General features: G+C 71.3%; 29 protein-coding genes and 1 pseudogene. 16 read left to right on the top strand and 14 right to left on the bottom strand.

Annotated features, from left to right (window positions below; all coding sequences use genetic code 11):
• The first annotated feature begins 6 nt into the window (after positions 1-6).
• Positions 7-798 (top strand): siderophore-interacting protein, encoded by a 792-nt coding sequence (locus GWI24_RS05180; RefSeq protein WP_247615909.1) that lies wholly within the window; start codon positions 7-9, stop codon positions 796-798.
• A gap of 2 nt (positions 799-800) precedes the next feature.
• Here the strand turns inward: GWI24_RS05180 and GWI24_RS05175 are convergent, their stop codons facing one another.
• The 3 genes from GWI24_RS05175 to GWI24_RS05165 form a co-directional block, all read right to left on the bottom strand.
• Positions 801-1,403 (bottom strand): DJ-1/PfpI family protein, encoded by a 603-nt coding sequence (locus GWI24_RS05175; protein WP_210944706.1) that lies wholly within the window; start codon positions 1,401-1,403, stop codon positions 801-803.
• Between the two features lie 131 nt (positions 1,404-1,534).
• Positions 1,535-1,957 (bottom strand): tautomerase family protein, encoded by a 423-nt coding sequence (locus GWI24_RS05170; RefSeq protein WP_210944705.1) that lies wholly within the window; start codon positions 1,955-1,957, stop codon positions 1,535-1,537.
• A 68-nt stretch (positions 1,958-2,025) separates the two neighbouring features.
• Positions 2,026-2,727, bottom strand: a complete 702-nt coding sequence (locus GWI24_RS05165; protein WP_210944704.1) for an SDR family oxidoreductase — start codon at positions 2,725-2,727, stop codon at positions 2,026-2,028.
• A 191-nt stretch (positions 2,728-2,918) separates the two neighbouring features.
• Between GWI24_RS05165 and GWI24_RS05160 the strand changes: the two genes are divergently transcribed.
• Positions 2,919-3,551, top strand: a complete 633-nt coding sequence (locus tag GWI24_RS05160) for a TetR/AcrR family transcriptional regulator (protein WP_210944703.1) — start codon at positions 2,919-2,921, stop codon at positions 3,549-3,551.
• Positions 3,552-3,619: 68 nt separating this feature from the next.
• Here GWI24_RS05160 and GWI24_RS05155 read toward each other — a convergent pair whose 3' ends face one another.
• The 5 genes from GWI24_RS05155 to GWI24_RS05135 form a co-directional block, all read right to left on the bottom strand.
• Positions 3,620-4,630, bottom strand: coding sequence for a PfkB family carbohydrate kinase (locus tag GWI24_RS05155; protein ID WP_210944702.1), 1,011 nt, complete (start codon positions 4,628-4,630; stop codon positions 3,620-3,622).
• Positions 4,627-6,120 carry a cytosine permease gene (locus tag GWI24_RS05150; RefSeq protein ID WP_210944701.1) on the bottom strand — a complete coding sequence of 498 codons (1,494 nt, stop codon included), beginning with the start codon at positions 6,118-6,120 and terminating at the stop codon, positions 4,627-4,629. Before GWI24_RS05150 ends, GWI24_RS05155 begins: the two co-directional genes overlap by 4 nt.
• A gap of 61 nt (positions 6,121-6,181) precedes the next feature.
• Positions 6,182-7,189: an ADP-ribosylglycohydrolase family protein gene (locus tag GWI24_RS05145; RefSeq protein ID WP_210944700.1), complete on the bottom strand. Its 1,008-nt coding sequence runs from the start codon at positions 7,187-7,189 to the stop codon at positions 6,182-6,184.
• Positions 7,190-7,280: 91 nt separating this feature from the next.
• On the bottom strand, positions 7,281-8,048 hold the full coding sequence (locus GWI24_RS05140; protein ID WP_210944699.1) for a GntR family transcriptional regulator: 768 nt from the start codon (positions 8,046-8,048) through the stop codon (positions 7,281-7,283).
• 183 nt (positions 8,049-8,231) lie between these two features.
• Positions 8,232-8,966, bottom strand: a complete 735-nt coding sequence (locus GWI24_RS05135; RefSeq protein WP_210944698.1) for an alpha/beta fold hydrolase — start codon at positions 8,964-8,966, stop codon at positions 8,232-8,234.
• A gap of 64 nt (positions 8,967-9,030) precedes the next feature.
• On the opposite strand from GWI24_RS05135, the gene GWI24_RS05130 reads away from it, so the two are divergent.
• The gene (locus GWI24_RS05130; RefSeq protein ID WP_210944697.1) at positions 9,031-10,077 is read left to right on the top strand and encodes a YafY family protein; all 1,047 of its coding nucleotides are present in this window, start codon (positions 9,031-9,033) and stop codon (positions 10,075-10,077) included.
• Positions 10,078-10,120: 43 nt separating this feature from the next.
• Here GWI24_RS05130 and GWI24_RS05125 read toward each other — a convergent pair whose 3' ends face one another.
• Entirely contained in the window at positions 10,121-11,083 is a 963-nt protein-coding gene (locus tag GWI24_RS05125; protein WP_210944729.1) for a D-cysteine desulfhydrase family protein, read from the bottom strand.
• 335 nt (positions 11,084-11,418) lie between these two features.
• Positions 11,419-11,943, bottom strand: coding sequence for a helix-turn-helix domain-containing protein (locus GWI24_RS05120; RefSeq protein WP_210944696.1), 525 nt, complete (start codon positions 11,941-11,943; stop codon positions 11,419-11,421).
• 99 nt (positions 11,944-12,042) lie between these two features.
• Between GWI24_RS05120 and GWI24_RS05115 the strand changes: the two genes are divergently transcribed.
• Complete coding sequence (locus GWI24_RS05115) at positions 12,043-12,822, top strand: SDR family oxidoreductase (protein WP_210944695.1); 780 nt, start codon at positions 12,043-12,045, stop codon at positions 12,820-12,822.
• Between the two features lie 62 nt (positions 12,823-12,884).
• Complete coding sequence (locus GWI24_RS05110; RefSeq protein ID WP_210944694.1) at positions 12,885-13,241, top strand: nuclear transport factor 2 family protein; 357 nt, start codon at positions 12,885-12,887, stop codon at positions 13,239-13,241.
• Between the two features lie 6 nt (positions 13,242-13,247).
• Here GWI24_RS05110 and GWI24_RS05105 read toward each other — a convergent pair whose 3' ends face one another.
• Entirely contained in the window at positions 13,248-14,297 is a 1,050-nt protein-coding gene (locus GWI24_RS05105; protein ID WP_247615908.1) for a 2-hydroxyacid dehydrogenase, read from the bottom strand.
• Between the two features lie 245 nt (positions 14,298-14,542).
• Between GWI24_RS05105 and GWI24_RS05100 the strand changes: the two genes are divergently transcribed.
• From GWI24_RS05100 to GWI24_RS05070, 7 genes are read left to right on the top strand one after another with little or no spacing between them, the layout of a single operon-like run.
• Positions 14,543-16,138, top strand: a complete 1,596-nt coding sequence (locus GWI24_RS05100; RefSeq protein ID WP_210944693.1) for an ABC transporter substrate-binding protein — start codon at positions 14,543-14,545, stop codon at positions 16,136-16,138.
• A 1-nt stretch (position 16,139) separates the two neighbouring features.
• Positions 16,140-17,069, top strand: a complete 930-nt coding sequence (locus GWI24_RS05095; protein WP_210944692.1) for an ABC transporter permease — start codon at positions 16,140-16,142, stop codon at positions 17,067-17,069.
• 14 nt (positions 17,070-17,083) lie between these two features.
• Positions 17,084-18,055, top strand: coding sequence for an ABC transporter permease (locus tag GWI24_RS05090; protein ID WP_210944691.1), 972 nt, complete (start codon positions 17,084-17,086; stop codon positions 18,053-18,055).
• Positions 18,052-19,065 carry an ABC transporter ATP-binding protein gene (locus tag GWI24_RS05085; protein ID WP_210944690.1) on the top strand — a complete coding sequence of 338 codons (1,014 nt, stop codon included), beginning with the start codon at positions 18,052-18,054 and terminating at the stop codon, positions 19,063-19,065. The genes GWI24_RS05090 and GWI24_RS05085 overlap by 4 nt, the downstream gene beginning before the upstream one ends.
• On the top strand, positions 19,058-20,128 hold the full coding sequence (locus GWI24_RS05080; RefSeq protein WP_210944689.1) for an ABC transporter ATP-binding protein: 1,071 nt from the start codon (positions 19,058-19,060) through the stop codon (positions 20,126-20,128). The genes GWI24_RS05085 and GWI24_RS05080 overlap by 8 nt, the downstream gene beginning before the upstream one ends.
• Before the next feature lie 28 nt (positions 20,129-20,156).
• A complete protein-coding gene (locus GWI24_RS05075; RefSeq protein ID WP_308343476.1) occupies positions 20,157-20,741 on the top strand; it encodes a sulfite exporter TauE/SafE family protein in 585 nt (194 codons plus the stop codon).
• Between the two features lie 26 nt (positions 20,742-20,767).
• On the top strand, positions 20,768-21,013 hold the full coding sequence (locus GWI24_RS05070; protein ID WP_210944688.1) for a hypothetical protein: 246 nt from the start codon (positions 20,768-20,770) through the stop codon (positions 21,011-21,013).
• 82 nt (positions 21,014-21,095) lie between these two features.
• Here GWI24_RS05070 and GWI24_RS05065 read toward each other — a convergent pair whose 3' ends face one another.
• The 3 genes from GWI24_RS05065 to GWI24_RS05055 all read right to left on the bottom strand — a co-directional run bounded on the left by GWI24_RS05065 (position 21,096) and on the right by GWI24_RS05055 (position 23,376).
• Positions 21,096-21,428, bottom strand: a complete 333-nt coding sequence (locus GWI24_RS05065) for a hypothetical protein (protein WP_210944687.1) — start codon at positions 21,426-21,428, stop codon at positions 21,096-21,098.
• 53 nt (positions 21,429-21,481) lie between these two features.
• Positions 21,482-22,177, bottom strand: coding sequence for a DJ-1/PfpI family protein (locus GWI24_RS05060; protein ID WP_210944686.1), 696 nt, complete (start codon positions 22,175-22,177; stop codon positions 21,482-21,484).
• Between the two features lie 167 nt (positions 22,178-22,344).
• Positions 22,345-23,376: a LacI family DNA-binding transcriptional regulator gene (locus tag GWI24_RS05055; RefSeq protein WP_210944685.1), complete on the bottom strand. Its 1,032-nt coding sequence runs from the start codon at positions 23,374-23,376 to the stop codon at positions 22,345-22,347.
• 108 nt (positions 23,377-23,484) lie between these two features.
• Between GWI24_RS05055 and GWI24_RS05050 the strand changes: the two genes are divergently transcribed.
• The 4 genes and pseudogenes from GWI24_RS05050 to GWI24_RS05035 all read left to right on the top strand — a co-directional run.
• A complete protein-coding gene (locus GWI24_RS05050) occupies positions 23,485-24,663 on the top strand; it encodes a phytanoyl-CoA dioxygenase family protein (RefSeq protein ID WP_210944684.1) in 1,179 nt (392 codons plus the stop codon).
• A gap of 16 nt (positions 24,664-24,679) precedes the next feature.
• On the top strand, positions 24,680-25,456 hold the full coding sequence (locus GWI24_RS05045; protein WP_210944683.1) for an SDR family oxidoreductase: 777 nt from the start codon (positions 24,680-24,682) through the stop codon (positions 25,454-25,456).
• Positions 25,457-25,536: 80 nt separating this feature from the next.
• Positions 25,537-26,541: a Gfo/Idh/MocA family oxidoreductase gene (locus GWI24_RS05040; RefSeq protein ID WP_210944682.1), complete on the top strand. Its 1,005-nt coding sequence runs from the start codon at positions 25,537-25,539 to the stop codon at positions 26,539-26,541.
• 13 nt (positions 26,542-26,554) lie between these two features.
• Positions 26,555-26,963: pseudogene (locus GWI24_RS05035) on the top strand (Gfo/Idh/MocA family protein); the annotation flags it as partial.

The following is a 26,963-nucleotide window of genomic DNA, read 5'->3' as shown; positions in this document are numbered from 1 at the left end:
CCCAAGATGCGCACGCCCGAATCACGGCAAATGATCACGCTGGAGGTGCGCCGGAACACTCAGCTGTCCCCCGCCTTCTCGACCATCACACTCGGCGGACCCGAACTGGAGCACCTGAAGCCCATGGGCTTCGACCAGATGGTGCGGCTGTTCTTCCCCCGCGAGGGGCAGGACGGGCTGAGGATGCCGAAGCTCTCCAGCGAGGCGTGGATGGCGGAATTACTCCTCCTGCCGAAATCACGCCGACCATGGGTACGCAACTTCACCATCCGGCGCGCCCGGCCCGAACTCGGCGGGGTGGACATCGAGTTCGCCCTGCACGGCGACACCCCGGCCACCACCTGGGCCCGGCACGCCCGGCCCGGAGACCCGGCGGGCATCTTCGACATGGGCATGAGCTATCTGCCACCTGCCCATGCCGAATGGCAGCTGCTCGCCGGGGACGAGAGCGCCGTACCGGCGATCCTCGCCATCCTCGAGGACGCTCCGGCGTCGCTGGTGGCGGAGGTCTTCCTGGAGGTGCCCGGGACCGCCGACATCCGTACGGACATCACCGCCCCCGAGGGCGTACGGGTGCGGTGGCTGGCCCGGGACGGCGCGGACACCCTGCCCGGCGGACTGGCGCTCGACGCGGTCAGAACGTCGTCGCTGCGACCGGGCCGGTTCTACACCTGGGTCGCCGGGGAAGCCGGACTGGCCACCGGGCTGCGCCGCCACCTGGTGCGCGACCGCGGCGTGCCCAAGCCGGACATCGCGTTCTTCGGATACTGGCGGCACGGCCGCTCCAGCCCCGGCTGAGCTCACACCGGTGGTCGCGGATCGTACTGGATGCCACGCCGCACCTGACGTGCGCGCTCCGGCGAGGCCAGCCTGGCGACCAGGTGAAGGGCCATGTCGATACCGGCCGAGACCCCCGCGGAGGTGATCAGGTCACCGTCGTCGACGAACCGCTCGTCGGGCCGTACGTCGATCGTCGGGTCGAGCTCGGCGAGCCGGTCCAGCGACGCCCAGTGCGTGGTCGCGGGCCGCCCGGCCAGCAGCCCGGCCGCCGCGTAGACCAGCGAGCCCGTGCACACGCTCGTCATCAGGGGAACGGATCGCCGCTGGGCCCGGACCCACTCCAGATGCTGGTCGTCCTCGAGCTGGGGCCGGGTCCCCTGGCCGCCGGGGTGCAGCAGCACATCCAGTGCGGGCAGGTCGGCCATCGCGTGATGGGCCACGACGGTGAGCCCCTTCGCGCAGGTCACAGGGTTTCCATCGGCGGAGAAGCAGAACACCTGCCATCCGTCCTCGGCGAAGTTGCGGGTCCAGTAGGACAACACCTCCCATGGACCGATGGCGTCGAGCTCCTCCACGTCCGGGAACAGCAGGATCCCGATCTTCCGCGTGTCTTCCTGGGCCATGCCGCGATCCAATCAGACCCACCCCCGCTCGGCCACGGATTTCGCGGGGAGGGGGCGAGGCCGCCGATCGATGTCGACGGCCTCGCGGTGCCGTGATCTGGTCGCGGTCCAGGTCAGGACCGCGGTCGCGGTCAGTACGCCACCGGGCGGTTCTCCCTCGCCCAGAGCTGTTCGGCTTCGCTGCGCGAGGGAGGGGGCCACATCCCGTCGATCATCCAGAGGTCCCGGGGTGTCTCGTCGACATGGAACTCGCAGTGCAGCCCGCGGTCCCGGGTGTGAGGGGCCAGCAGGCGATTGAGCCCCTCGGTGCCCTTCTTCCTCACCTCGGGGTCCGTCAAGTGGCGGGCGATGTGCTCGACCACGACCCGGACGGTGTTGTCCGACGGCTCCCCGCCGACCAGGAACGAGGACTCGGGGACCTCGTGGAAAAGGGTGACGACGTAGAACTTCGGCAGACCGACCTGGGTGTAGTACTCCGTGACGTCCGCGGCGAATTGCCGCTTCTGCTCCGCGGAGTAGGCGTCGACCGGATGGTAGACGTGCCACAGGGGCATTGCTCTCTCCTTCAGGACGAGTGAAGTCGAACGGTGGTGACGGGCGAGCGGCTGTCCGCGGCGGGCGGTCAGCCTCCGAGACGAACCGTGAGGCCCTCCACCGGCCCGGCGAGCGCCGCCTTCATCTGCCGGGTCACGTCGTCGACGAGCACCTCGTTGCCGCCGCTCTCGACACCGTCCAGGACCGCCTCCACGACCTCGGCCGGGGAGATCTTCTGACTCGGTATCCCGGCGACCATGTCGGTGTCGGCGAGCCCGAGGTGCACCCCGACCACCTGGGTTCCCTGCTCCGCCAGCTCGATGCGGAGAGAGTTCGTGATTGACCACAGGGCGGCCTTCGAGGCGCCGTAGGCGGCCGCGCCGGCGCCCCAGGACAGCACGGAGTGCATGTCGACCAGCGCGCCGCCACCCCTCGCGGCGAGGACCGGGGCGAACGCACGGGCCACCCGGAGGGGCCCGAAGACGTTCGTTTCGAACGTGGCCACCACATCGGCCATGTCCGCCGTCAGCAGCGGCGAGGGCAGGAGCACTCCCGCGTTGTTGATGACGATGTCCACATCCGTGGCCCGGTCGGCGAGAGCGGCGACCGCGTCCGCGTCATTGACATCGAGGGAAACGGCCTCGACCCGCGGGTCCTCGCTGGGGCTGGGCTTTCGCGCCGTCGCGTAGACCTTCGCCGCTCCGCGCCGGAGCAGTGCCTCCACATACGCCTTGCCGATGCCACGTTGGCCTCCGGTCACCAGCACCACGGAACTATCGATCGCAACCATGTCGGGCCTCCCTGTCGAACGTGTGGAATCGCGCGCACGAACCGGCGGAGACGGCGGCCCATGAGGCCGCCGCCCAGCGGCGCGCTGGAATAGATTATTAGCATCATCTAAAATGGGACGCAAATATCATCGACGCGGTACCGGCATCCGGTACCCCAGTCCGGCACCACACGCAGAAGGAAGTACCGACCATGCCCCGAGCATCCCGAGCCGAGGCCGAACGCCACCGCGAGCAGGTGATCGCGGCCACCGCGAAGCTGGTGCGCACCCACGGCGCCGACAAGGTGAGCGTGCCGCAGGCGATGGCGGCGGCAGGTCTGACCCACGGCGGCTTCTACCGCCACTTCGCCTCGAAGGACGACCTGGTCGCCCAGGCGTGCTCGGCCGCGTTCGCCGAACGCCTCGCCGACATGGAGAAACCCCCCGAGGGCGAGGACACGAGCGGCGCCCGGGCGGCTTTCCTGGCCACCTATCTGTCCGCCCGGCACCGCGACAACCCCGGGCTGGGGTGCGCCGCCGCGGCGCTGGCGGTGGACGCCGCACACGCGGAGCCCGGTGACCCGCTCAAGGGGGCGTACGTCGAAGGTGTGCGCAACCTGATCGGCGGGATGGAGCGCAACGCGAGGACGGCCGGCGACACGGCGGCCGACGAGGAGTCCGTTCTCGTCGAACTGTCCACCATGGTGGGGGCGTTGGTGCTGTCACGGGCCTGCGCGGGCGACGATCTGTCGGACCGCATCCTGACCGCGGTGCGCGACCACGTCCTGCGCGCGTATGAGCACACCCCTGACGACGAGAAGGACCCGTCCGAAGCGGCCGAGTGAAGCGTCGCTCGTGTCAGGGGTTCGGACTCACCCGGTGCCCGCCCGCTGACGGCGGGCCCGCGCGCGGGCTACCGTCCGAGCGCCGAGGACAGCCGCGCCGCGAGCGGCTCGCCGTCGAGGAAGTCCAGCAGCTCGCCGACGGTCGGCCCGGTGGCGGGGCCGTGGCGGGTGACCGCGAAGGCGGCCGCCGCGTTGGCACCCCGTACGGCGCTGCTCAGGTCCAGCCCGTGGCCGAGGAGGGCCAGGAGCGCTCCCGTATGGGCGTCGCCCGCGCCGTTGCTGTCGACCGCGGTCACCTGGCGGCCGGGGATGTGCGCGGGCTCTCCGCCGGGCGGGACCAGCCAGCAGCCGTCCGCGTCGGCCCGCAGCAGCACACCTGTGCGCGGGCCCAGCCGGTCGGCGAGCGCCGCCGCGGCCTCCCGGGCGTCGTCCCGGCCGGTCAGCAGCCGCCCCTCGCGCTGGTTGCAGCTGACCCAGTCGCAGCGCGCCAGAACGGGCTCCAGCACCTCCTCCGGGATCTGGTCGGCCAGCGGGCCCGGATCGAGGAAGACCCGGGTGTGCTCCGGCAGCCGTGCCACGAGCGAGGCCAGGACCGGGCCGTTCACCGGGTAGGCGAGCCCGTATCCGGAGATCTGCACCAGGTCGCCGGGGCACAGTGCGGCGAGCACGGCCGTCGCGTGGGCCTCGGTCAGCCCGGCCTCGGCGCCGAGGCTGGTGGCGAAGGTGCGCTCGCCACCGCCGTCGACGAAGGCCACGCAGAACCCGGTGTCCTCCTCCGTGAGCGGAGGCAGCGGCACCTCGATGCCTTCGCGGGCGAGGTCCGCCCGGACCCGGTCGCCGAACGGCCCGGTGCCGTGGGCACCCGCGTACACCGCCGGCAACCCCAGGCGGCGGGCGGCGGTGAGGACGTTGAATCCGCCGCCCGTGGTGAGGGTGGTGTCCCGGGAGATGATGTCGCCGCCGCGTTCTGGCAGTGCGGGCACCCGCATCACCAGGTCGACGATGGCGTTGCCGAGCAGGACCAGCCGACCGCCCGTGGCCTCGCCGGAGGCGCCGGGGACGCCGTCGTGGCCGGTCATGAGAGCTCCCGCGCGGCCGGGGCGGGCAGCACCTGCTGCTGGGGCGGTTGCGCGGACGCCTCCTCGCGGACGGTGCCGTCGAGCCGGCGCAGCAGGGCGTAGACGACGGCCGCGAGCACCAGGGTCACCACCCATCCCAGCCCGTTGGACCCGATCCAGCTGTGGGCGAGCGGCCCGGAGAACCACACGTCGGTGGCGCTGGTGCTGGCCTCGGTGAACAGCAGGCCCACCACGATGGCCGCCGCCCAGGCGATCATCGCGGCCCAGGCGACCCCGCCCCGGAACCAGTAGCGGCTGGAGCGGCCGACGTCCATCAGGGCCGCGCCGTCGTAGGACCGGCGGAGTATCAGGTCGACCGCGAAGACGCCCACCCAGGCGTTGATGGGGACGGCGAGGAGGGTGAGGAAGGTGATGAACGGGCCGTAGAAGTCCTTGGCGATCAGGATGAAGTAGATCCCGCCCGCGAAGGTGACGACCACGTCCAGGCCGACGGCGAGAGTGCGCCGGACCCGTATGCCCAGGGTGATCATGGTGAGCCCGGCCGAGTACACGGACAGGTGGTTGGAGAGCAGCAGTCCACCGAACGCGGCGATCAGATACGGGATGGACATCCACGACGGCAGCATCGTGTTGATCGCCGAGACGGGGTCGGAGGCGGAGGCCAGATCGGGTTCACCCGCCGCGAGAAGCGAGCCCAGCGAGATCAGCACCACCAGCGGGATACCGGCGCCGAAGGCGGAAGCGGCCACCAGCCTGCCACCGGGAATCCGCCGCGGCAGGTAACGGGCGTAGTCGGCCCCGGTGTTGGCCCAGCCGATCCCGGTACCGGCGGCGATCATGCCGACGCCCACGACCATCGAACTCACCGGCCCGACCGGGGCGTGGAAGACCTTGCCCCAGTCCACGGTGGTGGCGAGAAAGCCGATCACGACCAGGTTGAGCAGACCGAAGACATAGCTGGCCCACCTGTTGATCCACATGATGGTGGCGTGGCCCAGGCCGCTGATCAGCAGGGTGCAGCCGATGAAGACCAGCAGGCACACCACGGTCAGGACGGTGTTCCGCCGGATGCCGAAGGCGGCGTCGAGCAGCGCCAGCAGGGCGAAGGCGGCCGTGGTGGTGTTGATGGTCTCCCAGCCGAGCCGGCTCATCCAGGTGACCAGCGTGGGCCCTGCGTTGCCACGGACCCCGAACACCGCGCGGGAGAGGGTGAGGGCGGGCGCTCCGCCCCGCTTCCCGGCGATGCTGAGGGCGCCCACCAGGGCGAAGGAGCCGAAGGAGCCGAGGATGGCCACGACGGCCGCCTGCCAGATGTTCAGGCCGCGGAAGCTGACCAGCGCCGCGCCGAGCGGCAGGCCGAGGATGCTGATGTTCGCGGCGAACCAGGTCCAGAACATCTGGCTCGCGTGGCCGTGGCGCTCGGCGTCGGGAACCGGCTCGATGCCTCTGGTCTCCACGGAGCCGACGCGGTCGTTCTCTGAAGCCGCCATGGTGGTACCTGTCTTTCTGTCCGGGGGCGCTCCGGTGCGGATGTGGGGGCGGAGGTGTGTGTCATTCGGCCGTGTCGGCGCGCAGCGCGAGCAGGGCCTTGGCCAGCGGTTCCAGGTCGAGGTCGTTGACCGAGCGAAGGGTGGCGAGGGCGTCGTCGGGCAGGGCGGAGGCCCCGCTGACGGCACCGGCTATGGCGCCGGCTATGGCGCCGATGGTGTCGCAGTCGCCGCCGAGGTTGGCCGCCAGCAGGCAGGCCCGCCATGGCTCGCCCTCGGCGAGGGCCAGCACGGCGAAGGCGGCGGGGACCGACTCCTGGCTGGCGACGCTGGTGCCGACCAGGTCGCAGACGCGGTCCAGGGCCTGCCGCTCGGGAGTTGCGCGGACCAAGTCCACGGCCCAGCCGATGCGGGCGGCGATATCGGCCCCGGCGACCCAGTGGCCGCGCTCGGCACCGGCCGCGGCCGCCGTGATCGCCGCGCCGACGGCGTCCTCCAGGTCGCCGCCGTCGATGCCACGGCTCACGGCGGCGGCCACGGCGGCGGCGGAGGCGATGCCGATGGAGGTGTCATGGGTGACCTGGCACGCCTCCGCGACCCGGTCGAGGAAGGGCTCCAGGGGTGTGTCGGGGAAGGCGACGCCGACGGGGGTGATCCGCATGGCCGCGCCGTTGGTGGCACCGGACTTGCCCGCCTCCTCCGGCGGTACGCCACGGGACACGGCCTCCAGGGCGGCCTTGGTGGAGGGGCCAAGCAGATCGAAGGAGCCCTTGGCCTTCATGGCGCGCTCCCACTCCAGGAGCTCGTATGCGAGCCGCAGCGGGTCGATCCGGCCACCGGACCCGGTCAGCAGCCGGCCGACGATGACGGCCTGATCGGTGTCGTCCGTGACCGAACCGGCGGGCATTCCCGCGCTCACCGGGTTGTCCTCCGGGCCGGGTTCGAAATCGGTGACGGTGCCGAACCGGGCGACGATGGACCGCCGGGACATGATCTGGGTGGGCATACCGAGGGCGTCGCCCATCGCCAGGCCGTAGAGGGCGCCGAGCGCGCGGTCGTGCTGGTGGTTCATTCGGGCTTCCTGTCAGTGCGCGGAGGCGGTACGTCGGGCGGGGGCGGGCTGCCCGTCGCGGGGCGCGGTGTGCGGTCTCATCGGGACTGCTTCATCGGGGCTGCTTCCTCGCGGATGCCTCATTGCCGCTGCCCAGGGCCGTCTCGTCGGGGCTCTCGCCGAAGCCGAGGTGCAGCTGGAAGCGGGCGGGGTCCAGGAGGCTGGTCACCTGCTCGACGATCCGGCCATCGGCTCCGCGGCTGACCCGGCGGGTGTTGAGCCAGACCTCTCCCACGTGGCGGCGGAGCAGGGTCGCCTCGTCGGCGGCCAGTTGGCGCACGGACGCCCACTCGTCCCCGTGCGTGGCCCGGATGCCGACCGCGGCGAGGGTCTTGGTCAGCGAGCCGTCGAGGAGTCCGCCTACGGGGGTGTCGGCCAGGGCCGGGACCATGGGAACCCGGCTGCGCTCCAGCGCGACCGGAGTGCCCCCCGGGAGCACCCGCAACCGGTCGAGCGCCATGAACTCGACGCTCTCGAGGCCGAGTTCACCGGCCAGCCGGGCATCGCGCACCGCTTCGAGACGGAGCACCTCGGTGGTGACCTGGGCTCCCTGGTCGGCCAGTGCCCTGGTCCACCCCAGCCGGTTGTCCAGCAGGCCGCCGTCGAAGGTGACGAACGAGCCGACGCCCGCGTGGGTGGAGATCAGCCCTTGCTTGCTGAGCTCGTCCAGCGCCTGGCGGACGGTGGCCCTGCTGACCGCGAAGCGCCGGGTGAGCGCGTGTTCGCCGGGCAGCCTGCTGCCCGGCTCCAGGGCGCCGCTGTGGATCTCACGGGCCAGGACGCGGGCGATGCGCTGATGCTTGAGGACCTGTTTAGGCATGTCCGGACGCTAGCCATACATGTTCAGTCCTGTCTAGAGTCGCAAGCACTCGAATCGGGAACTGATCACTCTTGGTCCGGGAAAACTGAGGGCAGCGGGAACTGATGGGCAGCGGGGAAAGCTCATGGCACGGCCCGCCATGAAGCGGGCCGTGCCATCAGCGAGCAACAGCCGAGGAACTCGTCAGGCCGCGCCGTGCAGGATCGCCGCCAGCTCACGGGGCCGGTCGAACATCGGCCAGTGCCAGCCGGGCAGCTCCCGGTACGCCCAGCCCTCGGTGGCCATATGACGGAACGCCGGAACGACCCCGATCCGCGCCCGTACCTCTGCCACCCGGAAGCTGCACAGCACATGCAGCCGCGGCAGCTTCTCCCACGCCTCGGTCAGCCGGACCGGGGTGGTGGCGGTGGCCCATGGCTGCGGTACCGACAGCCGCACCAGCCGTTCGAGCGTGTCGTCCGGCAGCCCGGGCGCCTCGGAGGCCAGTTGCCGCCACGGCGGGGGCGGCAGCCGCCAGCCGTCCCCCTCCGTACGGACCAGCTCGGCGTTGCGCGACTGCTCCTCCGGCGGGGTGAACTCCAGATGGGACATCCTGTCCGGCAGCGGTCCGCTGTCGATGAACACCAGGCGGCTGATCCGGTCGGGCATCCGGTCCGCCACGCTCGGGACCACCACCGCACCGGCATAGCTGTGCCCGACCAGCACCACATCGTGCAGGTCCTCGTAGTGGATCAGGTTGAGCACATCGGTGATGTGCGTCTCCAGGTCGGTGTCGGGCCGGGCCAGGTGCGCTCGTTCGCCCATCCCGGTCAGGCTGAGGGAGTGGACATCGTGCCCATGGCCGCGCAGGTCATCCGCCACCGGGCGCCAGGCCCAGGCCCCGAGCCAGAACCCGGGAAGAAGTACGTAGGTTGCCATGGCCCAGACGCTAGAAGGGATACCGGACAGCATCCGCCCGGTATTCGCGGAATACTTGCCCGGTATGAACCGACCGACCGCCCGCGTGCTCGCCCTGCTGGAGATCCTCCAGGCCGGTGGCACCCGTACCGTCGCCGAGCTGGCCGACCGGCTCGGCGTGGACGAGCGCACCGTCCGCCGCTATGTCGGCCATCTGATCGACCTGGACGTCCCGGTCCGGTCGGTGCGCGGCCGCTACGGCGGCTACCGGCTCGCACCGGGCTATCGGATGCCGCCGCTGATGCTCACCGACGAGGAGGCGCTGGCCGTGTTGCTCGGGCTGGTCGCCGGTCGCCGGGCCGGGCTGGTGACCACGTCCGTCGCGGCGGCGGAGAGCGCCGCCGCCAAGGTGCGCCGGGTGCTGCCCGAGGCGCTCGGCCGCCGGCTGGACGCGCTGCTGGCGACCGCCGACTTCACCGCCCCGGCCCGCCCCATGGCCGTCCCGGAGACGAGCGTGCTGCTGATGCTCGCGGAGGCAGCGCGGGACCGCCGGCCCGTCGCCATCGGCTACACCGCCTGGAAGGGGCGGCGCAGCGAACGCACCGTGCATCCGTACGGGGTCGTCGCACACTCCGGGCGCTGGTATGTGACGGGGGCGGACTCGGTCAGCGGCGAGGTGCGCACGTTCCGGCTGGACCGGATCGAGACGGCCTCGGTGCTACCGGGGTCGTTCGATGTGCCCGAGAGGTTCGACCCGGCCGCCAGGGTGCTGTCCGGGCTGGCCGGAGTGCCGTATCTGCACGAGGTGTCGCTCCGGGTCCAGGGCACGGTCGAGCAGGTCCGCCACCGGCTCCCGCCCGGGCTCGCCACCGTGCGGGAACTCCCCGCCGAACCGGCGTGGGACGCCGCCGCTGCCCCCGAGGAGGGGAAAGGCAGCGCATGGGTGCGGGTCGAGCTGCGGGCCGAGCGGCTGGAGTGGGTGCCCTCCGTACTCGCCTGGCTGGACCTCCCGTTCGTGATCGAGCATCCGGACGCCCTGCGCGACCATGTGCGCGCTCTGGCCCGCCGACTCGCCATGTGCGCCGACGCGGTCGTCGATGCCGCCGAGGGAGCGGAGTCCCGCGCGGAGTGACACCGGATCGTTCAAGCACGGCGGGGTGGTGCCGGTGCGACGGTCAGCCGCGCGGCCACCGTACGGCGGCGTCGGCCACGGCGGAACGCGCCCGCTCCAGTGTCCCGGGGTGCCCGAACAGGCCCGGCAGTCCGCCGGTGTGCACGAAGACCGTGCGCTGCCCTGGGCGCACCTGGCCGTCGTGGACGGCCGCGATGAGACCGGCCAGGGCACGGCCGGTGTAGATGGGGTCGAGGACGATGCCTTCGGTGCGGGCCGCCGTGGTGATGGCGTCCATGACCGGTTCGGTGAGCGCGGAGTAACCGGGCCCGACCTGATCCAGGCGCAGCCGCAGGGACGTGGCCGCGGGCTGTCCGGCCAGCCCCTCGGCCAGGTGGCCGACGGTGTGCTCCGGATCGGCGACGGCTCCGCAGTGCACCCCCAGCACCCGCTCGGCTCCGAGGGTGTGGACGAGACCGGCCATGGTGCCGCCCGATCCGACCGCCACCACCGCCGTGGTCAGGTCCGGGTCCTGCACCAGGAGTTCCGTCCCCGCCGCGGCATAGCCCCGGGCGCCCAGCACACTGGAGCCGCCGAAGGGGATCACCGCGGGCCGGGCGCCCCGCTCGCGCAGGTCGCGGGCCACGTCCTCCACGGCCGCCGCGAGTTCCGCCTCGCTCACCTCGCCCACCCATACGACACGGGCGCCGAAAATACCGTCGAGCGCGATGTTGCCAGTCATTCCCTCGGTCGGCGCACCGGCGAGGACCAGGACCACGTCCATGCCCAGCCGGGCCCCGGCCGCGGCCGTCAGACGGGCGTGGTTGCTCTGGGCGGCCCCGCTGGTCACCAGCGTGGTGGCGCCCTCGGCACGGGCGGCACCGGCCGTCCACTCCAGCTTGCGGACCTTGTTGCCGCCGCCGCCCAGCCCGATCAGATCGTCACGCTTGACCCACAGGTCATCGGGCTCCAGCCCGATGGCACGGGCCAGGCGTGGCGCGGCCTCCAGCGGTGTGGGCCGACTCATCAACTCGGCCCGCGTGGTGTCCTGACTCCGCGTGGTGTCCTGGCCCCGCGTGGTGTCCTGGCCCCGCGTGGTGTCCTGACGCTCTTCTGACACAATCGCCGCCTTCGCTGCGCTGAGGGATGTCCGGGTGGGAGAAACGGCCGTTGGCCCGACACGGACAACGTAAGCGCCGACGCGGCACATCACATACCGGGGCCGGGGTCGCGAGCAGAGGCTGCGACAAGGCGGCCTTGGCCTGCCTGCTCCCCTCATCGGTGGAAGCTTCTGGCCAGTCGTTCGCCAGGGCTTCCATGGTCTGCTCCGCCACATCGGCCGCGGTGATCTTCGGTACGTCTCTACTCGGACGCGCGCGAGTGGGGCACGGGGAACTGCCGCTCCAGTTCCGCGTAGCGGGCGCGCATCGCCTCGCTCGCGGCCGGGCCCGCGGTGAACACGTACATCTCGCTGTCATCGAGGCTTCGACCGGTGCGCGCGTCCACCACGACGGGTTCGGCCTCCTCGCCGGTGCGGGCGTCGACCAGGATCATGGCGCGCTCCTCCGGCGCGAGGTGCTGATTGCCCCAGGCGGCCAACGCGACGACCACGGGCCGCAGCGAACGGCCGCGCTCGGTCAGCACGTACTCATGGCGCACCGGGTTGGTCTGATAGGGGCGCCGCTCCAGCAGGCCGTCCGCCACCAGGGTCTTCAGCCGCGTGGTGAGCATGCTGGTGGAGATGTTCAGGCTTTGCTGGAACTGATCGAAGCGCGTATAGCCGTCGAAGGCGTCATGGAGGATCAGCAGCGTCCACCACTCCCCCACATGCTGAACCGTGGTCGACAGCGGGCACTCACGGTCCTCCAGCCTGATCCGGCTTGCCATTGCGACACCCTCCCGAGTTACTGCTAATGTGAAAGTTACTTGCTTCTATTTTAGCAGTCACAAGGGGTGCGCCCTGCGCGCATTCCGGAACGGACAGCCTTGCCCACACCCAATGACTCTCTCTCCGGCCGTCGCGCCCTCGTCACCGGTGGCACCAAGGGCACCGGAGCGGCGGTCGCGGCCCGGCTGCGGACGGCCGGTGCGACCGTACTGGTCACCGCCCGCTCTCAGCCCGAGGACGTCCGCGACGACGACTTCGTCGGCGCCGACCTGACCACACCGGAAGGCGCCGAACACATCGCGCGGGAGGCGAGGCGGCGGCTGGGCGGCACGGACATCCTGGTCCATACGCTCGGCGGCTCGGCCGCGCCCGCCGGTGGCTTCGAGGCGATGTCCGAGGAGATCTGGCAGCAGGAGCTCAACCACAATCTGCTCGGCGCCGTCCGCCTGGACCGCGCCCTGATCCCGGGCATGATCGAACGAGGCGGGGGCGCGGTGGTCCATGTCTCCTCGATCCAGCGGCGGATGCCGCTGTGGAACGGCACGCTGGCCTACGCCGCCGCCAAGGCCGCGCTCACCACCTACAGCAAGGGCCTGGCCAACCAGGTGGCACCGCTCGGGGTACGGGTGAACACGGTGTCCCCCGGGTTCATCCAGACCAGCGCGGCCGAGGCGCTCATCGACCGCATCGCCGAGCAGACCGGTGACCGGGAGTCCGCTCTGGCATCGCTCATGGACTCCCTCGGCGGCATCCCCCTCGGGCGTCCCAACCGGCCCGAAGAGGTCGCCGAACTCGTCGCCTTCCTCGTCTCCGACCGGGCCTCCGCCATCGTCGGCGCCGAGCACGTCATCGACGGCGGCACCGTACCCGCCGTCTGAGAGCCGTCCCATCCGAGAACCGACCGAGAATCCCCATCCGACAGACCATCAGCGAGGCAGCCATGACCGACCGCACCACGCCCCTCGACGCCACCGATCTGCCCGACGCCGTCAAGCGGTACCTGAAGGCACACAACGAGCACGACGTGTCCGCGGCCTCAACCGCGCTGGCGCCGGACGCGACGGTCGTCGACGACGGCAACACCTACGAGGGGATCCCCGCCATCGAGCGGTGGCTGGACCGCGCCACCTCGGAGTTCACCTACACCACCACATTCCTCGGGGCCGAGCACGAGGGCCCGGACCACTGCACCGTCACCCAGCGGCTCGAGGGCGACTTCCCCGGCGGCACCGTCGACCTTCGCTATCGCTTCACGCTCCATCAGGGCCTGATCAGCCACCTCACCATCGCCCCCTGAGCCGCTTCAGACACTCTCCACCGCGGGGCCATCGGGCACGGCCCGCATCCGGCCGGCGCGCACCACATTGCCGAGCGGGCTCCCCGCCTCCAGGCGGTTGATGTTGGCCGCGATATCCGTGGCCCGGGCGGCGAACGTCTCCTCCGTGTGGCCCGAGTTGTGCGGTGTCATCACCACATTGGGCAGCGTGTGGAACGGCAGACGGCTCGGCGCGTGGGGTGGGGCGGCCCACCACACATCGAGGGCGGCCCCGGCGATGGTGCCCGCCGACAGCGCCTCGTACAGCGCCTCCTCCTGTACGACCGGGCCACGGGCGACATTGACGAGGACGGCCTGAGGGCCCATCGCGGCGAGTTCGGCGGGACCGATCAGTCCGCGGGTCGCGGGGCTCAGCGGAACAGTCACCACGACGATGTCGGAGTCCGCCAGCAACTCCGGGAGCCGGTCCGTGCCACCCACCCAGTCGGGGCGCAAACCGTCCGGCAGCGGGGCCGATGGATCGCGACGCACGGCCCGCACACCCAGGCCGACCGCCTGGCACAGCCGGCCGATCTCCCGCCCCGTCTCGCCGAAGCCGATGACTCCGACACGGCGGCCCCGCAGGGTGTCCCCGAAGGGCAGCGTGGCATCGACGGCCACGTTCCGCCACCGCCCGGCCCGCAGCTCCCGGTCGGCCGCGAGCACCCGCCGGGACAGCATCAGCACGCACATCAGGACGTGTTCGGCGATCGACGCGCCGTGGTGAAAGGTGTTCGCCACGGTCACATCGGGCCCCAGCGCCTCCAGGGGGATGCCGTCGTAGCCCGCGCCAACGACATGGACGAGGCGGAGGCGCTGGGCCCGGCGCGCGTGGTCCTCGGTGAGCTGTGAGCCCACGTACACATCGACGGAGGCGATGGCGTCGGCGATCCGTGCCGCGTCCCAGTCGCAGACGTCCAGCCACTCATGCCGGTCCTCGGTCCGTGTCCTCAGCCGCTCACCGAACCTGCTCAGAATCCGGTGGTTGAGCATGATGCGCATCCCTCGGTCGCCACCGGGGGCAGCCGTCCTGGCCATGACCACCGTCCTCATATATAGGCGCTGTCTTCATTTGTGCACGTGGCTCATGAGGCTGTCAATGATCGGGAAGTATCGACCAAGGACCGCTCTACCTGCGCCTGTTGTCAGATCCCTTGACGCACCGGCACCTCCGGTTTAGCTTCGGCGTCCACAAATGCAGACCGGGTACGTAAGTGTAGACAGCCATGTCGACTGTCGTTCTCGGGCGGCAACCCGCCAGCACCCTCGGAGATACGCCGACGATGAAGTCCTCCGTACCCTCCAGCCCGCACCGGGAACGGGGCCGGGCCCATACAGTTCTCGCCCTTCTCACGACCGGCACGCTGCTGCTGACCAGCGCGTGCGCCGTGGCGAACAGTGACGCGGCGGGTGACGCCGGAAGCGCGGACGGCCGCACCCTGCGGGTCGTCCTCACCCAGGAGCCCCCGACGCTGGAGCCCTGCGAGTCATCGCTGACCGCGACCGGTGTCGTCGTCCGCTCCAACATCACCGAGCCGCTGGTGGAACGCGACCCCACCTCGGGGAAGCTGGATCCGCTGCTGGCGACCGGGTGGCGGCAGACGAAGCCCACGACATGGACCTTCGATATCCGCCCCGGTGTGACCTTCCAGAACGGGCGGCCGTTCACGGCGAAGGACGCCGCCTTCTCCATCGACCGCGCCGTCAACTCCGATCTCGCCTGCAACGTGGACGGCTACGTCTTCGGCGACGAGAAGCTCGACGTACACGCCGTCAGCTCCACCCGGCTGACCGTCACCACTGAGAAGACCGACCCCATCCTCCCCCTGCGGCTCAGCTTCGTCGAGATCGTGCCGCGTACCACCAGCACCAAGGCCAAGGTGCGGATACCGATCGGGACCGGCCCCTACGCCGTCAAGTCATGGCAGACCGGTGTCTCCATCTCCCTCGCCCGCAACGAGAACTACTGGGGGAAGGCGCCCGCCTACCCCCGGGCCCGGTACGTGTGGCGCAGCGACGCCGGCGTCCGCGCCGCGATGATCGACAAGGGCGAGGTCGACATCGCGACGGCGCTGGACCACACCAGCGCCGACAAGGGCAACACCGTGGCCTATCCCAACAACGAGACCACCGCCCTGCGCCTGGACGGCCGCGAGGCGCCGCTCGACGACATCCGGGTGCGCAAGGCGATCGGCATGGCCGTCGACCGCAAGGGCATCATCGACGCCCTTCTCGGCGGACTGGCCAAGCCGGCCGCACAGCTCGTCCCACCCGGCGTGGTGGGCCACAACGACGACCTCGCCCCAGTCCCGTACAAGGTGGCCGCCGCCCGTGCGCTGGTGAAACAGGCCGCCGCCGACGGTGTCCCGGTGCACCGGCAGATCACCCTCGTGGCGCGCAACGGCATGTTCGCCGGCATCTCGGAAGTGGCCGAGGCCCTGCAGTACGAGATGGCACGGGTGGGGCTGAACGTGAGGATTCGCATGGCGGACACCGCCACCCACCTTCAGTACCAGCTGCGTCCGCTGCCCCGTGACGTCGGGCCGGTCGCACTGCTGATCATGCACGGCAACCAGGCCGGGGACGCGGCCTTCACCACCAGTCAGTACCTGGTGAGCGACGGCCCGCAGTCCACCTTCGGCACCAAGGAGCTCGACCGGCGCATCGCCGCGGCGGACGCGCTGTCCGGCACGGCACGCGAGAAGGCGTTCGCCGAGGTGCTCGGCTACCAGAACGAGACCGTCGCGCAGTACGCCTATCTGGCCCATATGCGCGGGCTGCTGGGGCTGTCGCCGAAGGTGCGGTACCGGCCGGATTCCGCCACCGGGGACGAGATGCGGCTGGCCGAGGTCAGTCCCGCGAAGGCGGGGAGGCACTGAGATGACCTCCTTCCTGCGCAAGCGCGTCATCTCCAGCGCGATCCCCCTGGTGTTCGTGGTGCTGGGCGTGTTCTGCCTGGCGCGCCTGACCGGCAACCCCGTCGATCTCTACCTCCCGCTGAGCGCCACCCCACAGCAACGCGCCGAATTCTCCGCCGCCCACGGCTTCGACGACTCCATCCCGGTGCAACTGTGGGACTACCTCACCAATGCCGCGCGACTCGACTTCGGCACCTCGCTGCGCACCGGGGAGCCGGCCGGGTCGATGGTGCTCAAGGCGTTTCCCGTCACGCTCCAACTCGCCGGGATGACGATGCTCCTGGCGATCCTCGGGGCGCTGCTGGTCGGGAGCCTCGCCGCGTACCGGCCCAACTCGCCCATCGACCGGATCGCCGGTCTGCTGTCGATGACGGCGGCCAGCATCCCCGACTTCTGGTTCGCGATCGTGGGGGTACTGGTCTTCGGAGTGGGTCTGGACTGGCTGCCGACCTCCGGCACCCTGGGCGGCCCCGAGATCTGGGTGCTGCCCATCGCCACTCTGCTGATCCGCCCGTTCGGGGTGCTGGTGCAGGTGGTCCGCGGCAGCATGGTCGGCGCGCTGTCCGCGCCGTATGTGAAGGTCGCGCGCAGCAAGGGAGCCGACCCCAAGCGCGTGGTGTTCGGACACGCGCTGCGCAACTCCATCACGCCCGTACTGACCGTGGCCGGGGATCTCACCGTCGGTCTCGTCAACGGCGCGGTGGTGGTGGAGACGATCTTCGGCTGGCCCGGGATCGGCAAGCTCATGATCGACTCGATTCTGCAGCGCGACTTCGCGGTGTTGCAGGCCGCCGTCCTGCTCACGGCGGTGACGATCTTCGCGCTGAACATCCTCGTGGACGTCTGCCACGCCCTGATCGACCCCCGAGTGCGCCAGGCGGTACCGGCCTGAGCGAAGGAGCCACCATGACCGACCCCGCCGACTCCGCCGACCGGCCCTCCGGCGCGGCAGCCGTCCCGTCGCGCCAACGCCCGCCCCGCTGGTGGCTGCTGCTCGGCCGGGACCGGGCCGCGGCCGTCGCGGCCGTCATCCTCGCCGGGGTGTTCCTCGTCGCGCTGTGCGGCCGGCTGTTCATCGGGGAGCGAGCCGTACGGCAGGATCTGCGCGCCTCGCTGCGCCCGCCCTCCCTCGACCACGGCTTCTACGGGCTGCTCGGCACGGATGTGCTGGGCCGCAGCGTGCTGGCCCGGCTGGTGGACGCCGCGGGGACGACGCTGTCCGTCGCGGTACCCGCGGTGTTGTGCTCGCTGCTGATCGGCTCGGCGCTGGGGCTGTGGGCCGGCTACCACGGGGGCATGCGCGAGACCGTCGCGATGCGGGTCGCCGATGTCATCCTCAGCTTCCCGTCCCTGCTGATCGCGGTGGTCGTGCTGTATGTCTTCGCGCCCAGCGCGATGAACATCGTGCTGATCCTCGCCATCGCGCGCGTCCCGGTCTATCTGCGCACCGCCCGCGCGGAGTCGGCCGAGCTGAGGAGCCGTCTGTTCGTGGACGCGGCCCGGACCTTCGGCACACCGAGCCGGAACATCATCTACCGGCACATTCTGCCGATCGCGCTGCCCACGCTGCTCACCGTGGCCACGCTCGACTTCTGTTTCGTCATGCTGACCGAGTCGTCCTTGAGCTTCCTCGGCATCGGCATCCAGCCCCCCGATGTGAGCTGGGGGCTGATGGTGGCGCAAGGGCGCCAATACCTCCAGACGGCCTGGTGGATCGCCGTGCTGCCGGGTGTCGCGATCGTGCTCACCACGGTGTCGGCCACGGTGCTCGCCGCCTGGGTCCGCCTGGCCACCGACCCGGCCCAGCGCTGGCGTCTGACGTTGCCCCGGAAGCGGCGCGGCAACCGGGCCGCTGTTCCCTCGGAGATGATCGCGTGAAGTCCTCCACCCTGCCCGCGCCCGCCGGGACCGGCCACCCCGCGCTCGAAGTCGAGGGGCTCTGTGTCGACTTGCGCACTCCCTCGGGCACCGTCCGGGCGGTGAACGGTGTCGGCTTCCAGGTGCGCAAGGGGCGCACGCTGGCGCTGCTGGGCGAGTCCGGCTGCGGGAAGTCGATGACCGCGCTGTCCATCGTCGGGCTGCTCGACCCGACGGCCGAGGTGACGGGCGGATCCGTGAAGGTGTCCGGCACCGATGTGCTGCGGCTGGGCGAGGCGGGGCGCAGAAAGCTCGCCGGCCCCGTGCTGTCGATCGTCTTCCAGGACGCGCTGACCGCGCTCAACCCCGTACAGCCGGTCGGCAGGCAGCTCGCCGAGCCGTTCCGCATCCATCGCGGGATGTCGCGCCGCGATGCCCGGGAGAAGGCGGTCGAGCTGATGACCCGCGTCGGTATCCCCGAGCCCCGGCTGCGGGCCCGCGCGTATCCGCATCAGTTCTCCGGCGGTATGCGCCAGCGGCTGCTGATCGCGATGGCCGTCGCGCTGGACCCCGATGTGCTCATCGCCGACGAGCCCACGACCGCGCTGGATGTCACCGTGCAGGCGCAGATCATGCGGCTGCTGCGGGATCTGCAGACCGAGCGGGACATGGCGCTGGTGCTCATCACCCACGATCTGGCGGTGGTGGCCCAGCGCGCGGACGATGTCGTGGTGATGTACGCGGGCAATGTGGTGGAGACCGGCCCGGTGGCGGAGGTGTTCTCCCGCCCCCGCCACCCCTACACCAAGGGCTTGCTCGACTCGGTCCCCGAACACGCCGTCAGGGGCCGTCCGCTGCCCGCCGTACCGGGGAGCCCGCCCGAGCTCAGCGCGGTCCCGTCCGGCTGTGTCTTCCAGGCCAGGTGTCCGCTGGCCCAGGAGCGCTGCGCCCAGGAGCGCCCCCCTCTGATGTCCGTCGGGGCCTCGCGTTCGGCCGCCTGCCACTTCTCCGAGGAGCTCGACCGTGCCTGAGACGCCCCTCACCGACGCCACCACCGCCACCGCCGCCGGCCCGCGGGCCGATGGCTCCGCCACTCCCCCGCCACTGCTCGAGGTCCGCGGCGTGACCAAGTCGTTCGGCCATGGCCGCCGGCGTCTGACCGCGCTCGACGGCGTCGATGTGCGGGTCGAGCGCGGGCAGACGCTCGGGCTGGTGGGCGAGTCCGGATGTGGTAAGTCGACCCTGGCCAGGGTGGTGCTCGGGCTGGAGCGGCCGGACGCGGGCACCGTGCGCTTCGACGGCACCGATCCGTTCACCCTCAGGGGCAGGGAACTGCTGGCCTGGCGGCGCCGGGTGCAGATGGTGTTCCAGGACCCCTTCGCCTCGCTCAACGCCCGGATGTCCGCGGCCGACCTCATCGGCGAGCCGTGGCGCACCCACCGCGACGTCGTGCCCACGGCACAGGCGCGGGAGCGGCGGGTCCGTGAGCTGCTGTCCCTCGTCGGGCTGCGGGAGAGCGACGCCCACCGCTACCCGAACGAGTTCTCCGGCGGACAGCGGCAGCGCATCGGCATCGCCCGCGCGCTGGCGCTCGACCCCGACCTCATCGTGTGCGACGAGCCGGTGTCCGCGCTCGACCTGTCGGTGCAGGCCCAAGTACTCAATGTACTTTCCGAGTTGCGGGAACGGCTCGGTGTCTCCTACGTCTTCATCTCCCATGACCTGTCCGTGGTCAGGCATGTCTCCGACCGGGTGACGGTGATGTACCTGGGCAAGGTCATCGAGCACGGTCCCACCGAGGACGTCTTCGACCGACCCGTGCACCCCTACACCGCCGCCCTGATGTCCGCCGCGCCCACCCTCGACGTCTCCGGTGAGGCCCAGGACGACGAGATCCAGCTGCGCGGGGAGATCCCGTCCCCGTACGACATCCCGTCGGGCTGCCGGTTCCGCACCCGCTGCTGGAAGAGCGAGGCCCGGTGCGCCGAGCTCACTCCTCCTGTCGTGATCCGCGACGGCACGGCGGACACCGGGAAGGAGTCGCACGAGGGCCTGTGCCACTTCCCGCTGAGCGCCGGGCCGACGGAAGCATGAGCCCGCCGGAGTTCACTCGCTCACCCCGGTGGCGGTCCTGCTGCTCGCCACCGGGGTCACGGGCGCGGTGCTGGTGCTGGAGGGCGGCCACCTGGACCTGCGGGGTGCGGGGTGGGCGCTGGTCGGCCGGGTGCCGGGGGTGCTGGGCGGCGCGGCGCTGGTGGCCATGCTGCCCGCCCGGTACCTCGCCCTCCTGGTGGCCGCGGTCGTCCTCACGGGCGTGGCGGTGAGCCTGCGCGGCTTCGTGCCCGCGCCGCGACGGCGGTCGGTGCTGCTGGCCGGTCTGATGTCGGGGCTGATGGGCACGGCGACCGCCATCGGGGGGCCGCCGATGGCCATGGTCTGGCAGCGGCTGAGCGGACCGCGGCTGCGCGCCACGATGAGCGGGTTCTTCCTGGCCGGTTCGGTGATGAGTCTGGCCACCCTGGCGGCGACGGGGGCGGTGCACACGTACAGCCTGTGGCACACCGCCCTGCTCGCCCCGGCCGCGGCGATCGGGGTGCTGCTCGCCCGCCCGCTGTCGAGCCGGCTGGACATGCGGCGCACCAGGGCTGTCGCCATGGTGCTCGCGGTGGCGAGCGCGACCGTGCTGGTGGTCCAGCAGTTCGTCTGAGCCGGGCGGCACTTTTCCGTTGAAAGTTGGCACTGCCGCTTCTTCTTGCGTGCGAACAGGCGAACGCGCTGCGCGGACACCTCCTCGCCTCGCACACCACCATCGAGCAGGTGGGCCGGGACGTGGCCGAGGCGGCCGGCGCCCGGAACCTCGTGCTCACCCATCTCGTCCCCGCCAACAACGAGGTCGGCCGCTGGCGGCTGGCCCAGAAGGGCTACTCGGGCCGCTTGATCGTGGGTGCCGATCTCATGAGCCTCGCGGTGCGCCACTGACCGAGGGGACGAGTGAGGGAACCGGGCCATCGGCCCGGTTCCCTCATAGGCGTATTCGGTCAGCCCTCCGCTGCCACTTCGGTCAGCTCTCCGCTGCCACGGGGACGGCACGGCGCTGTCCGGTGACCTTGGAGGAGGGCAGTCGCCCGGCCTTGGAGGTGCCGGTCATCGTCTCGCCCTCGACGGTCATCGTGAACGCGAGGTTCAGCCGCATCGGCTTGGTGATGGCCTGACGCCAGCTGAGCTGGTCACCGTCGAGCGCCACATCGGCCAGCGGGACCTCCTCTCCCGCACCGTGGGCCGTACCGGTCAGGGTGCCGCCCTCGTCGCGGAGTTCGATCACGGCCTTGATCCGGCCGATGGGTGTGGAGATGGACAGATCCCAGGTGCCTTCGACGGAGTCTGCGACGGACATGGTGGTGTGGTTCCTTACGGTGGGTCGGGGCGGATGGCGGTGGGGCGGTGTGGTCACAGGGCGACGGGCGACGGCCCGTGGTGGCGCCAGGGGGTGCCACGGCGCTCGTAGGCGAACAGCTCCTCGACGGCGTGGGCGATCCGCGGCCCCAGTTCGCGCTCCAGCAGGTACAGGCCCAGATCGAGCCCGGAGGTGACACCGGCGCCGGTGACGAGGTCGCCGTCGTCGACCACCCGGGCCCTGACCGCGTTGACGCCGGTGGCATCCAGCATGTCCAGGCCCATGTGGTGGGTGGTGGCGTAGCGGCCCTCCAGCAGACCGGCCATGGCCAGCACGAGCGAGCCGCCGCACACCGTGGCGACGGTCACCTCCGGGCGGTCCATGGCGGCCTTCAGCAGCCCCGGCAGGCCGGTGTTCAGGGTGCGGCCCAGCAGGACGGGGATGAACTCGTCCTCCCGCCACTCGCCCGCGTCCGCGTCGGCGTCGTGGTCGGGGACCTCGCCGGGCTCTCCGACACGGCCGGCGGCACCGGGGACCACCACCAGGTCCGCCCTCGCGGGATCCAGGGCGGCCGTGGCGCGCAGCGGTACGCCGCCGACCCCGCTCACCACCTCACGCGGCCCCTCGGCGGACACCAGCTCCGCGCGCAGCGCTCCTCCGGAGGCCATACCACCGGCGTACAGCACTTCGTAGGGGGCGAGCACATCGAGGAGGTCGAAGCCGTCGAACAGGACGATCTGGGCGAGCATGAAATGTTCCCTCATATGCGGTGATGGCCAGTCCGTCTGGCCCTGTTCCGACGCTATGCGAGGGCGGAAACGGCTCCCAGTGGCACGAGTGACGTGGTTCAACGGGATCTCGCCAAGCCGAGCGGAGGGTGTCGGCGGATACCGGGAGGGTGCCGCGATCCGGCGTCTCAGGCCGCGTCGGGCGGCATGTTGTACGGCGTGACGACCTGGATGGGCGAGGGCAGCGAGGGGCCGTCGTCGGGGAGCGCTCCGTGGGCCCGCATGATGACCTGGCAGGCGCGGCGCATGTCCTGGCCCAGGTCGTGGTGGAGCACCGCGGACAGCCGGCGCTCGCGCAGCAGCCGGGTGTTGTCGTGGTCGAGGTCGTGGGCGATGAACACCTCGTAGCCGCGGCCGAGTTCCTCGAAGGCCTGGATCGTCGCGGTGTTGCCGCCGCCGATCGAGTAGACCGCCCGGATGTCCGGGTCGCGTCGCAGCGCCCGCAGGACCAGATCGCGCTGGGTGGCGTCCAGGCCGTCGCTGTCGGTGACCTCGACGAGCGTGCGCCCGGGGTGTGCGTTGCGCAGGGCGCTGCGGAAGCCCATCTCGCGTTCCTCCTCACCGCGGAAGGACCCCCGGCTGATGGTGGTGAGCACATTGCCGGGGCGGTCGCCGAGCCACTGGCCCATGAGGTACGCGGCGGTGGCCCCGGCGGCGCGGTTGTCGATGCCGACGTAGGCCCGGCGGGCGCTGCTGGGCAGGTCGGTCACCAGGGTCACCACCGGTAGCCCGAAGGCGGCCAGGCGGCCGACGGCCGCGGTGACCTCGGGTACGTCGGGCGCCTTCAGGACGATCCCCTGGCAGCCGCCGCGCTGGGCGATGCGGTCCAGCGTGGCGATCAGCTCCTCCACCGGACCGGTCTCGCGGAAGTGGAAGCGCGATCGCATCACCGCCGGGCGCAGCGAGGGCAGCTCCGCCTCCAGGGCGGCGCGGACCGCCGAGGAGAAGCGCTCAGGGGCCTGCATCACGATGTCGATCAGGAAGGTGCGGCCACCGATGCGGACCTGGGTGCGCTGTCGGTCCAGGTCCTTGATCGCCTGATGGACCTCCCGGCTGGTGCTCTCGCGCACCCCGCCCCGGTTGTTCAGCACCCGGTCGACGGTGGCCTCGCTCAGGCCCGCCTGCCGGGCGATCTCCCGGATGGGATACGGATGGGCCATCGGTGTGCCTTCCTGAAGGGTTTTTGATGGGCCGCTGAGGATTGCTCGATGCTCAGCCGATCACAACACTGGCAGAAAGCCGCAGCCCACGGGAAGGATCGGAAAGCAATGCCCCTCATCGCTCCGAGGTCTCATGCCTGGCTCAGTGAGGCCGACTGCTCCCTCGAGGCCTTCCGCGCCCTGGTCGAGCGGACCACCGACCCCGGCGACTATCCCGGTGCCGACGCTGTGGAGCGAGACGTCCCCGTCTACGACGGCGACCGCCTGCGGGCCCGGGCCGCCACGGCCCCCGGTCGCCGGGAGGCACAGGCGGAACTGGTCCACGCCCTGCTGGACGGCCCCGGCATCGTGGTGTTCAAGGGCGCCTTCCCCGACGTGTCGGTCCTGGACCGGGCCACCGAGGCGTTCACGGCGCTGATCGAGCGGGAACGGGCGGCGGGCGCCGCCCGCGGTGACCACTTCGCCAAGCCCGGCGCCAACGACCGGGTGTGGAACGCGCTGGAGAAGCTGGCCCTGAGCGCACCGGAGGTCTTCGCCGACTACTACGCCAACGACCTCATCGCGCTGGTGGCCACCGCCTGGCTCGGCCCCGGCTACCAGGTCACCTCACAGATCAACCAGGTCAACCCGGGCGGCGCGGCCCAGAGCGTGCACCGCGACTACCACCTCGGCTTCCTCTCCGAGGCGCGGGCCGCGGCCTATCCCGCCCATGTCCACCGGCTCTCCCCTGTGCTGACCCTGCAGGGCGCGGTCGCCCACTGCGCCATGCCGGTCGAGTCCGGCCCGACGCTCTACCTGCCGTACTCGCAAGCGTACGAGCCCGGCTATCTGGCCTGGCGCCGCCCGGAGTTCATGGCCTACTTCGCCGAGCACCACGTCCAGCTGCCGCTGGAGGCGGGCGACGCGGTCTTCTTCAACCCCGCGCTCTTCCACGCCGCCGGACACAATCGCTCGGCGGATATCCGGCGGATGGCCAACCTGCTGCAGATCTCCTCCGCCTTCGGCCGCGCCATGGAGACCGTCGACCGCGAGGCGGTGGTCAACGCCGTCTTCCCCGTACTGCGGCGGCGCAAGGCCGAAGGCGCCACCGAGGACTGGCTGCACAACGTGGTCGCGGCCTGCGCCGAGGGCTACCCGTTCCCCACCAACCTCGACCTCGACCCGCCGGTCGGCGGCCTCGCCCCGGACTCCCAGGCCGACACCCTCCGGCGCGCCCTGGAGCGGGACTGGACCCCGGACACCCTGCGTACCGAACTGCGGGCCGGCGCCGAGCGCCGCCAGAGCTGAAGGAGACGGACCGCTCATGGGACTGCTGCAGGACAAGATCGTCCTGGTCAACGGGGGCAGCCAGGGAATCGGCGCGGGCATCGTCCGCGCCGCCGCCCGCGAAGGAGCCACGGTGGCGTTCACCGGACGCCGCCCCGAAGCCGGTGAGCAGCTGACCGGGGAGCTCGCCGCCCAGGGAACCACGGCCTCCTTCCTCCGCGCCGACCTGACCGATCCCGCGCAGGCACGCGGCAGCGTGGAACAGGTGGTGGCGGCCCACGGCAGGATCGACTGTCTGGTCAACTCCGCCGGGCTCACCTCGCGCGGGACGCTGCTGGACACCACGCCCGAGCTCTTCGACGCGCATGTCGCGATCAATCTGCGCGCCCCGTTCTTCGCCATGCAGGCCGCCGTCGCCGACATGGTGGCCAGGAAGGCCCCGGGCACCATCGTCAACATCATCTCCAACTGCGCACACGGCGGATATCCGTTCCTGGCGCCGTACTCCGCCGCGAAGGCCGGGCTCGCGGGCCTGACCCGCAACGCCGCCCACGCCCACCGCTGGGACCGCGTCCGCGTCAACGGCCTCAACCTGGGCTGGACCGACACCGAGGGCGAGGACGCCATCCAGCGGGCCTTCCACGGCGCGGGCGACGACTGGCGCGAGGAGGCGGCCCGCGCCCAGCCGATGGGCAAGCTCGGCCAGGTGGACGAGATCGCCGATTTGGTCGTCCTCCTCCTCTCCGACCGCAGCGGGGTCGTCACCGGTTCGGTCATCGACTGGGACCAGAACGTCCTCGGCGGACTCGGCTGACCCGCCGCATCGCCAGAAGCAACACCGCCCTCAAGCCACTCCCTCAGCACCCGCACCATCAGAAAAGGAACAACTCCCCCATGCGTATCGGCATCATGGGCCTGGGCCGGATCGGCGCCTTCCACACCGAGACCCTGTCCACCCTCGACGCGGTGGACTCCCTCGTGGTCACCGACCCGGTCGCCGCGGCCGCCACCGCCGCCGCCGAGCGCTTCGGCGCCCGCGCGGTCGACTCGCCGGAGGCCGTACTCGCCGCCGGTGTGGACGGCGTCGTGATCGCCGCGGCCACCGACGCCCACCCCGAGCTCATCCTCGCCGCCGTGCGGGCGGGCGTACCGGTCTTCTGTGAGAAACCCGTGGCGCGCACGATCGAGGAGAGCCTCGATGTCCTCCGCGCGGTGGAGGGCGGTGGTGTGGAGGTCCAGATCGGCTACAACCGGCGCTTCGACCCCGGGTACGTGGCCGCGCGGGCGGCGGTGGTCAGCGGTGAGCTCGGGCCACTGCACACCGTGCGGTCCACCACCTTGGACCCCGAGCCGCCCCCGGCCGCCTATGTGGCCGTCTCCGGCGGCATCTTCCGCGACTGCGCCGTGCACGACTTCGACACCGTCCGCTGGATCACCGGCCGCGAGGTCACCGAGGTCTACGCGACCGGCGCCAACCGCGGCGCCGAGTACATCGCGGCCGCCGGAGACGTGGACACCGCCTCCGCCCTCCTCACCCTGGACGACGGCACCCTTGCCGTGGTCTCCAACGCCCGCCACAACCCCCGCGGTTACGACGCCCGCCTGGAGCTCCACGGCATGACGGACAGCGTGGCCGCGGGCCTGGAGGACAGGCTGCCGCTGCGCTCCGTCGAACCGGGCGCCACCTTCCCCGGCGGCACACCGCACCACTTCTTCATGGACCGCTTCGCCGCCGCCTACCGGGCCGAGCTCACCGCCTTCACCGAGGTCGCGGCGGGTCTGCGGCCCTCCCCCTGCACCGTCGCCGACGCCATCGAGGCCGGCTGGATCGCCGAGGCATGCACCCTGTCGTTGCGTGAACACCGCCCTGTGACCATGGAAGAGGTACGCAAGGCATGACGACGCCGAGCCGCTGCGCATCGGGGTCCTGGGCGCCGCCCGGATCTCCGGGCTCTCCCTCATCGGCCCCGCCCGTGCGGGCGGCCACCGTCTCGTCGCGGTGGCCGCCCGCTCCCGTGGCCGGGCCGATGCCTTCGCCGCCGAGCACGGCGTCGAGCGCGTCCTGGCTCCTACGCCGATGTGATCGCCGACCCCGATGTGGAGGTCGTCCACAACCCCCTGGCCAACAGCCTGCACGGGCCGTGGAACCTCGCCGCGCTCGCCGCGGGCAAGCATGTGCTGACCGAGAAGCCCTCGGCGAGCAACGCCGAGGAGGCCACCGAGGTGCGCGACGCCGCCGCCAAGGCGGGCACCGTGTTCATGGAGGGCTTCCACTGCCTCTTCCACCCCGTCACCCGCCGCCTCCACGAACTGCTCGACTC

The sequence above is a fragment of the Streptomyces sp. MK37H genome, from assembly GCF_018035285.1.
In the GTDB taxonomy this organism is placed as follows: domain Bacteria; phylum Actinomycetota; class Actinomycetes; order Streptomycetales; family Streptomycetaceae; genus Streptomyces; species Streptomyces endocoffeicus.
Note: the sequence above shows the minus strand (reverse complement) of the source record. Positions and strands in the feature narration are given on the sequence as shown.

Coding starts and splice junctions, on each gene's coding strand:
- GWI24_RS05180 (WP_247615909.1), top strand. CDS start 7: ATGCGCACGCCCGAATCACGGCAAATGATCACGCTGGAGGTGCGCCGG.
- GWI24_RS05175 (WP_210944706.1), bottom strand. CDS start 1,403: ATGGCCCAGGAAGACACGCGGAAGATCGGGATCCTGCTGTTCCCGGAC.
- GWI24_RS05170 (WP_210944705.1), bottom strand. CDS start 1,957: ATGCCCCTGTGGCACGTCTACCATCCGGTCGACGCCTACTCCGCGGAG.
- GWI24_RS05165 (WP_210944704.1), bottom strand. CDS start 2,727: ATGGTTGCGATCGATAGTTCCGTGGTGCTGGTGACCGGAGGCCAACGT.
- GWI24_RS05160 (WP_210944703.1), top strand. CDS start 2,919: ATGCCCCGAGCATCCCGAGCCGAGGCCGAACGCCACCGCGAGCAGGTG.
- GWI24_RS05155 (WP_210944702.1), bottom strand. CDS start 4,630: ATGACCGGCCACGACGGCGTCCCCGGCGCCTCCGGCGAGGCCACGGGC.
- GWI24_RS05150 (WP_210944701.1), bottom strand. CDS start 6,120: ATGGCGGCTTCAGAGAACGACCGCGTCGGCTCCGTGGAGACCAGAGGC.
- GWI24_RS05145 (WP_210944700.1), bottom strand. CDS start 7,189: ATGAACCACCAGCACGACCGCGCGCTCGGCGCCCTCTACGGCCTGGCG.
- GWI24_RS05140 (WP_210944699.1), bottom strand. CDS start 8,048: ATGCCTAAACAGGTCCTCAAGCATCAGCGCATCGCCCGCGTCCTGGCC.
- GWI24_RS05135 (WP_210944698.1), bottom strand. CDS start 8,966: ATGGCAACCTACGTACTTCTTCCCGGGTTCTGGCTCGGGGCCTGGGCC.
- GWI24_RS05130 (WP_210944697.1), top strand. CDS start 9,031: ATGAACCGACCGACCGCCCGCGTGCTCGCCCTGCTGGAGATCCTCCAG.
- GWI24_RS05125 (WP_210944729.1), bottom strand. CDS start 11,083: ATGAGTCGGCCCACACCGCTGGAGGCCGCGCCACGCCTGGCCCGTGCC.
- GWI24_RS05120 (WP_210944696.1), bottom strand. CDS start 11,943: ATGGCAAGCCGGATCAGGCTGGAGGACCGTGAGTGCCCGCTGTCGACC.
- GWI24_RS05110 (WP_210944694.1), top strand. CDS start 12,885: ATGACCGACCGCACCACGCCCCTCGACGCCACCGATCTGCCCGACGCC.
- GWI24_RS05105 (WP_247615908.1), bottom strand. CDS start 14,297: ATGGCCAGGACGGCTGCCCCCGGTGGCGACCGAGGGATGCGCATCATG.
- GWI24_RS05100 (WP_210944693.1), top strand. CDS start 14,543: ATGAAGTCCTCCGTACCCTCCAGCCCGCACCGGGAACGGGGCCGGGCC.
- GWI24_RS05095 (WP_210944692.1), top strand. CDS start 16,140: ATGACCTCCTTCCTGCGCAAGCGCGTCATCTCCAGCGCGATCCCCCTG.
- GWI24_RS05090 (WP_210944691.1), top strand. CDS start 17,084: ATGACCGACCCCGCCGACTCCGCCGACCGGCCCTCCGGCGCGGCAGCC.
- GWI24_RS05065 (WP_210944687.1), bottom strand. CDS start 21,428: ATGTCCGTCGCAGACTCCGTCGAAGGCACCTGGGATCTGTCCATCTCC.
- GWI24_RS05060 (WP_210944686.1), bottom strand. CDS start 22,177: ATGCTCGCCCAGATCGTCCTGTTCGACGGCTTCGACCTCCTCGATGTG.
- GWI24_RS05055 (WP_210944685.1), bottom strand. CDS start 23,376: ATGGCCCATCCGTATCCCATCCGGGAGATCGCCCGGCAGGCGGGCCTG.
- GWI24_RS05050 (WP_210944684.1), top strand. CDS start 23,485: ATGCCCCTCATCGCTCCGAGGTCTCATGCCTGGCTCAGTGAGGCCGAC.
- GWI24_RS05045 (WP_210944683.1), top strand. CDS start 24,680: ATGGGACTGCTGCAGGACAAGATCGTCCTGGTCAACGGGGGCAGCCAG.
- GWI24_RS05040 (WP_210944682.1), top strand. CDS start 25,537: ATGCGTATCGGCATCATGGGCCTGGGCCGGATCGGCGCCTTCCACACC.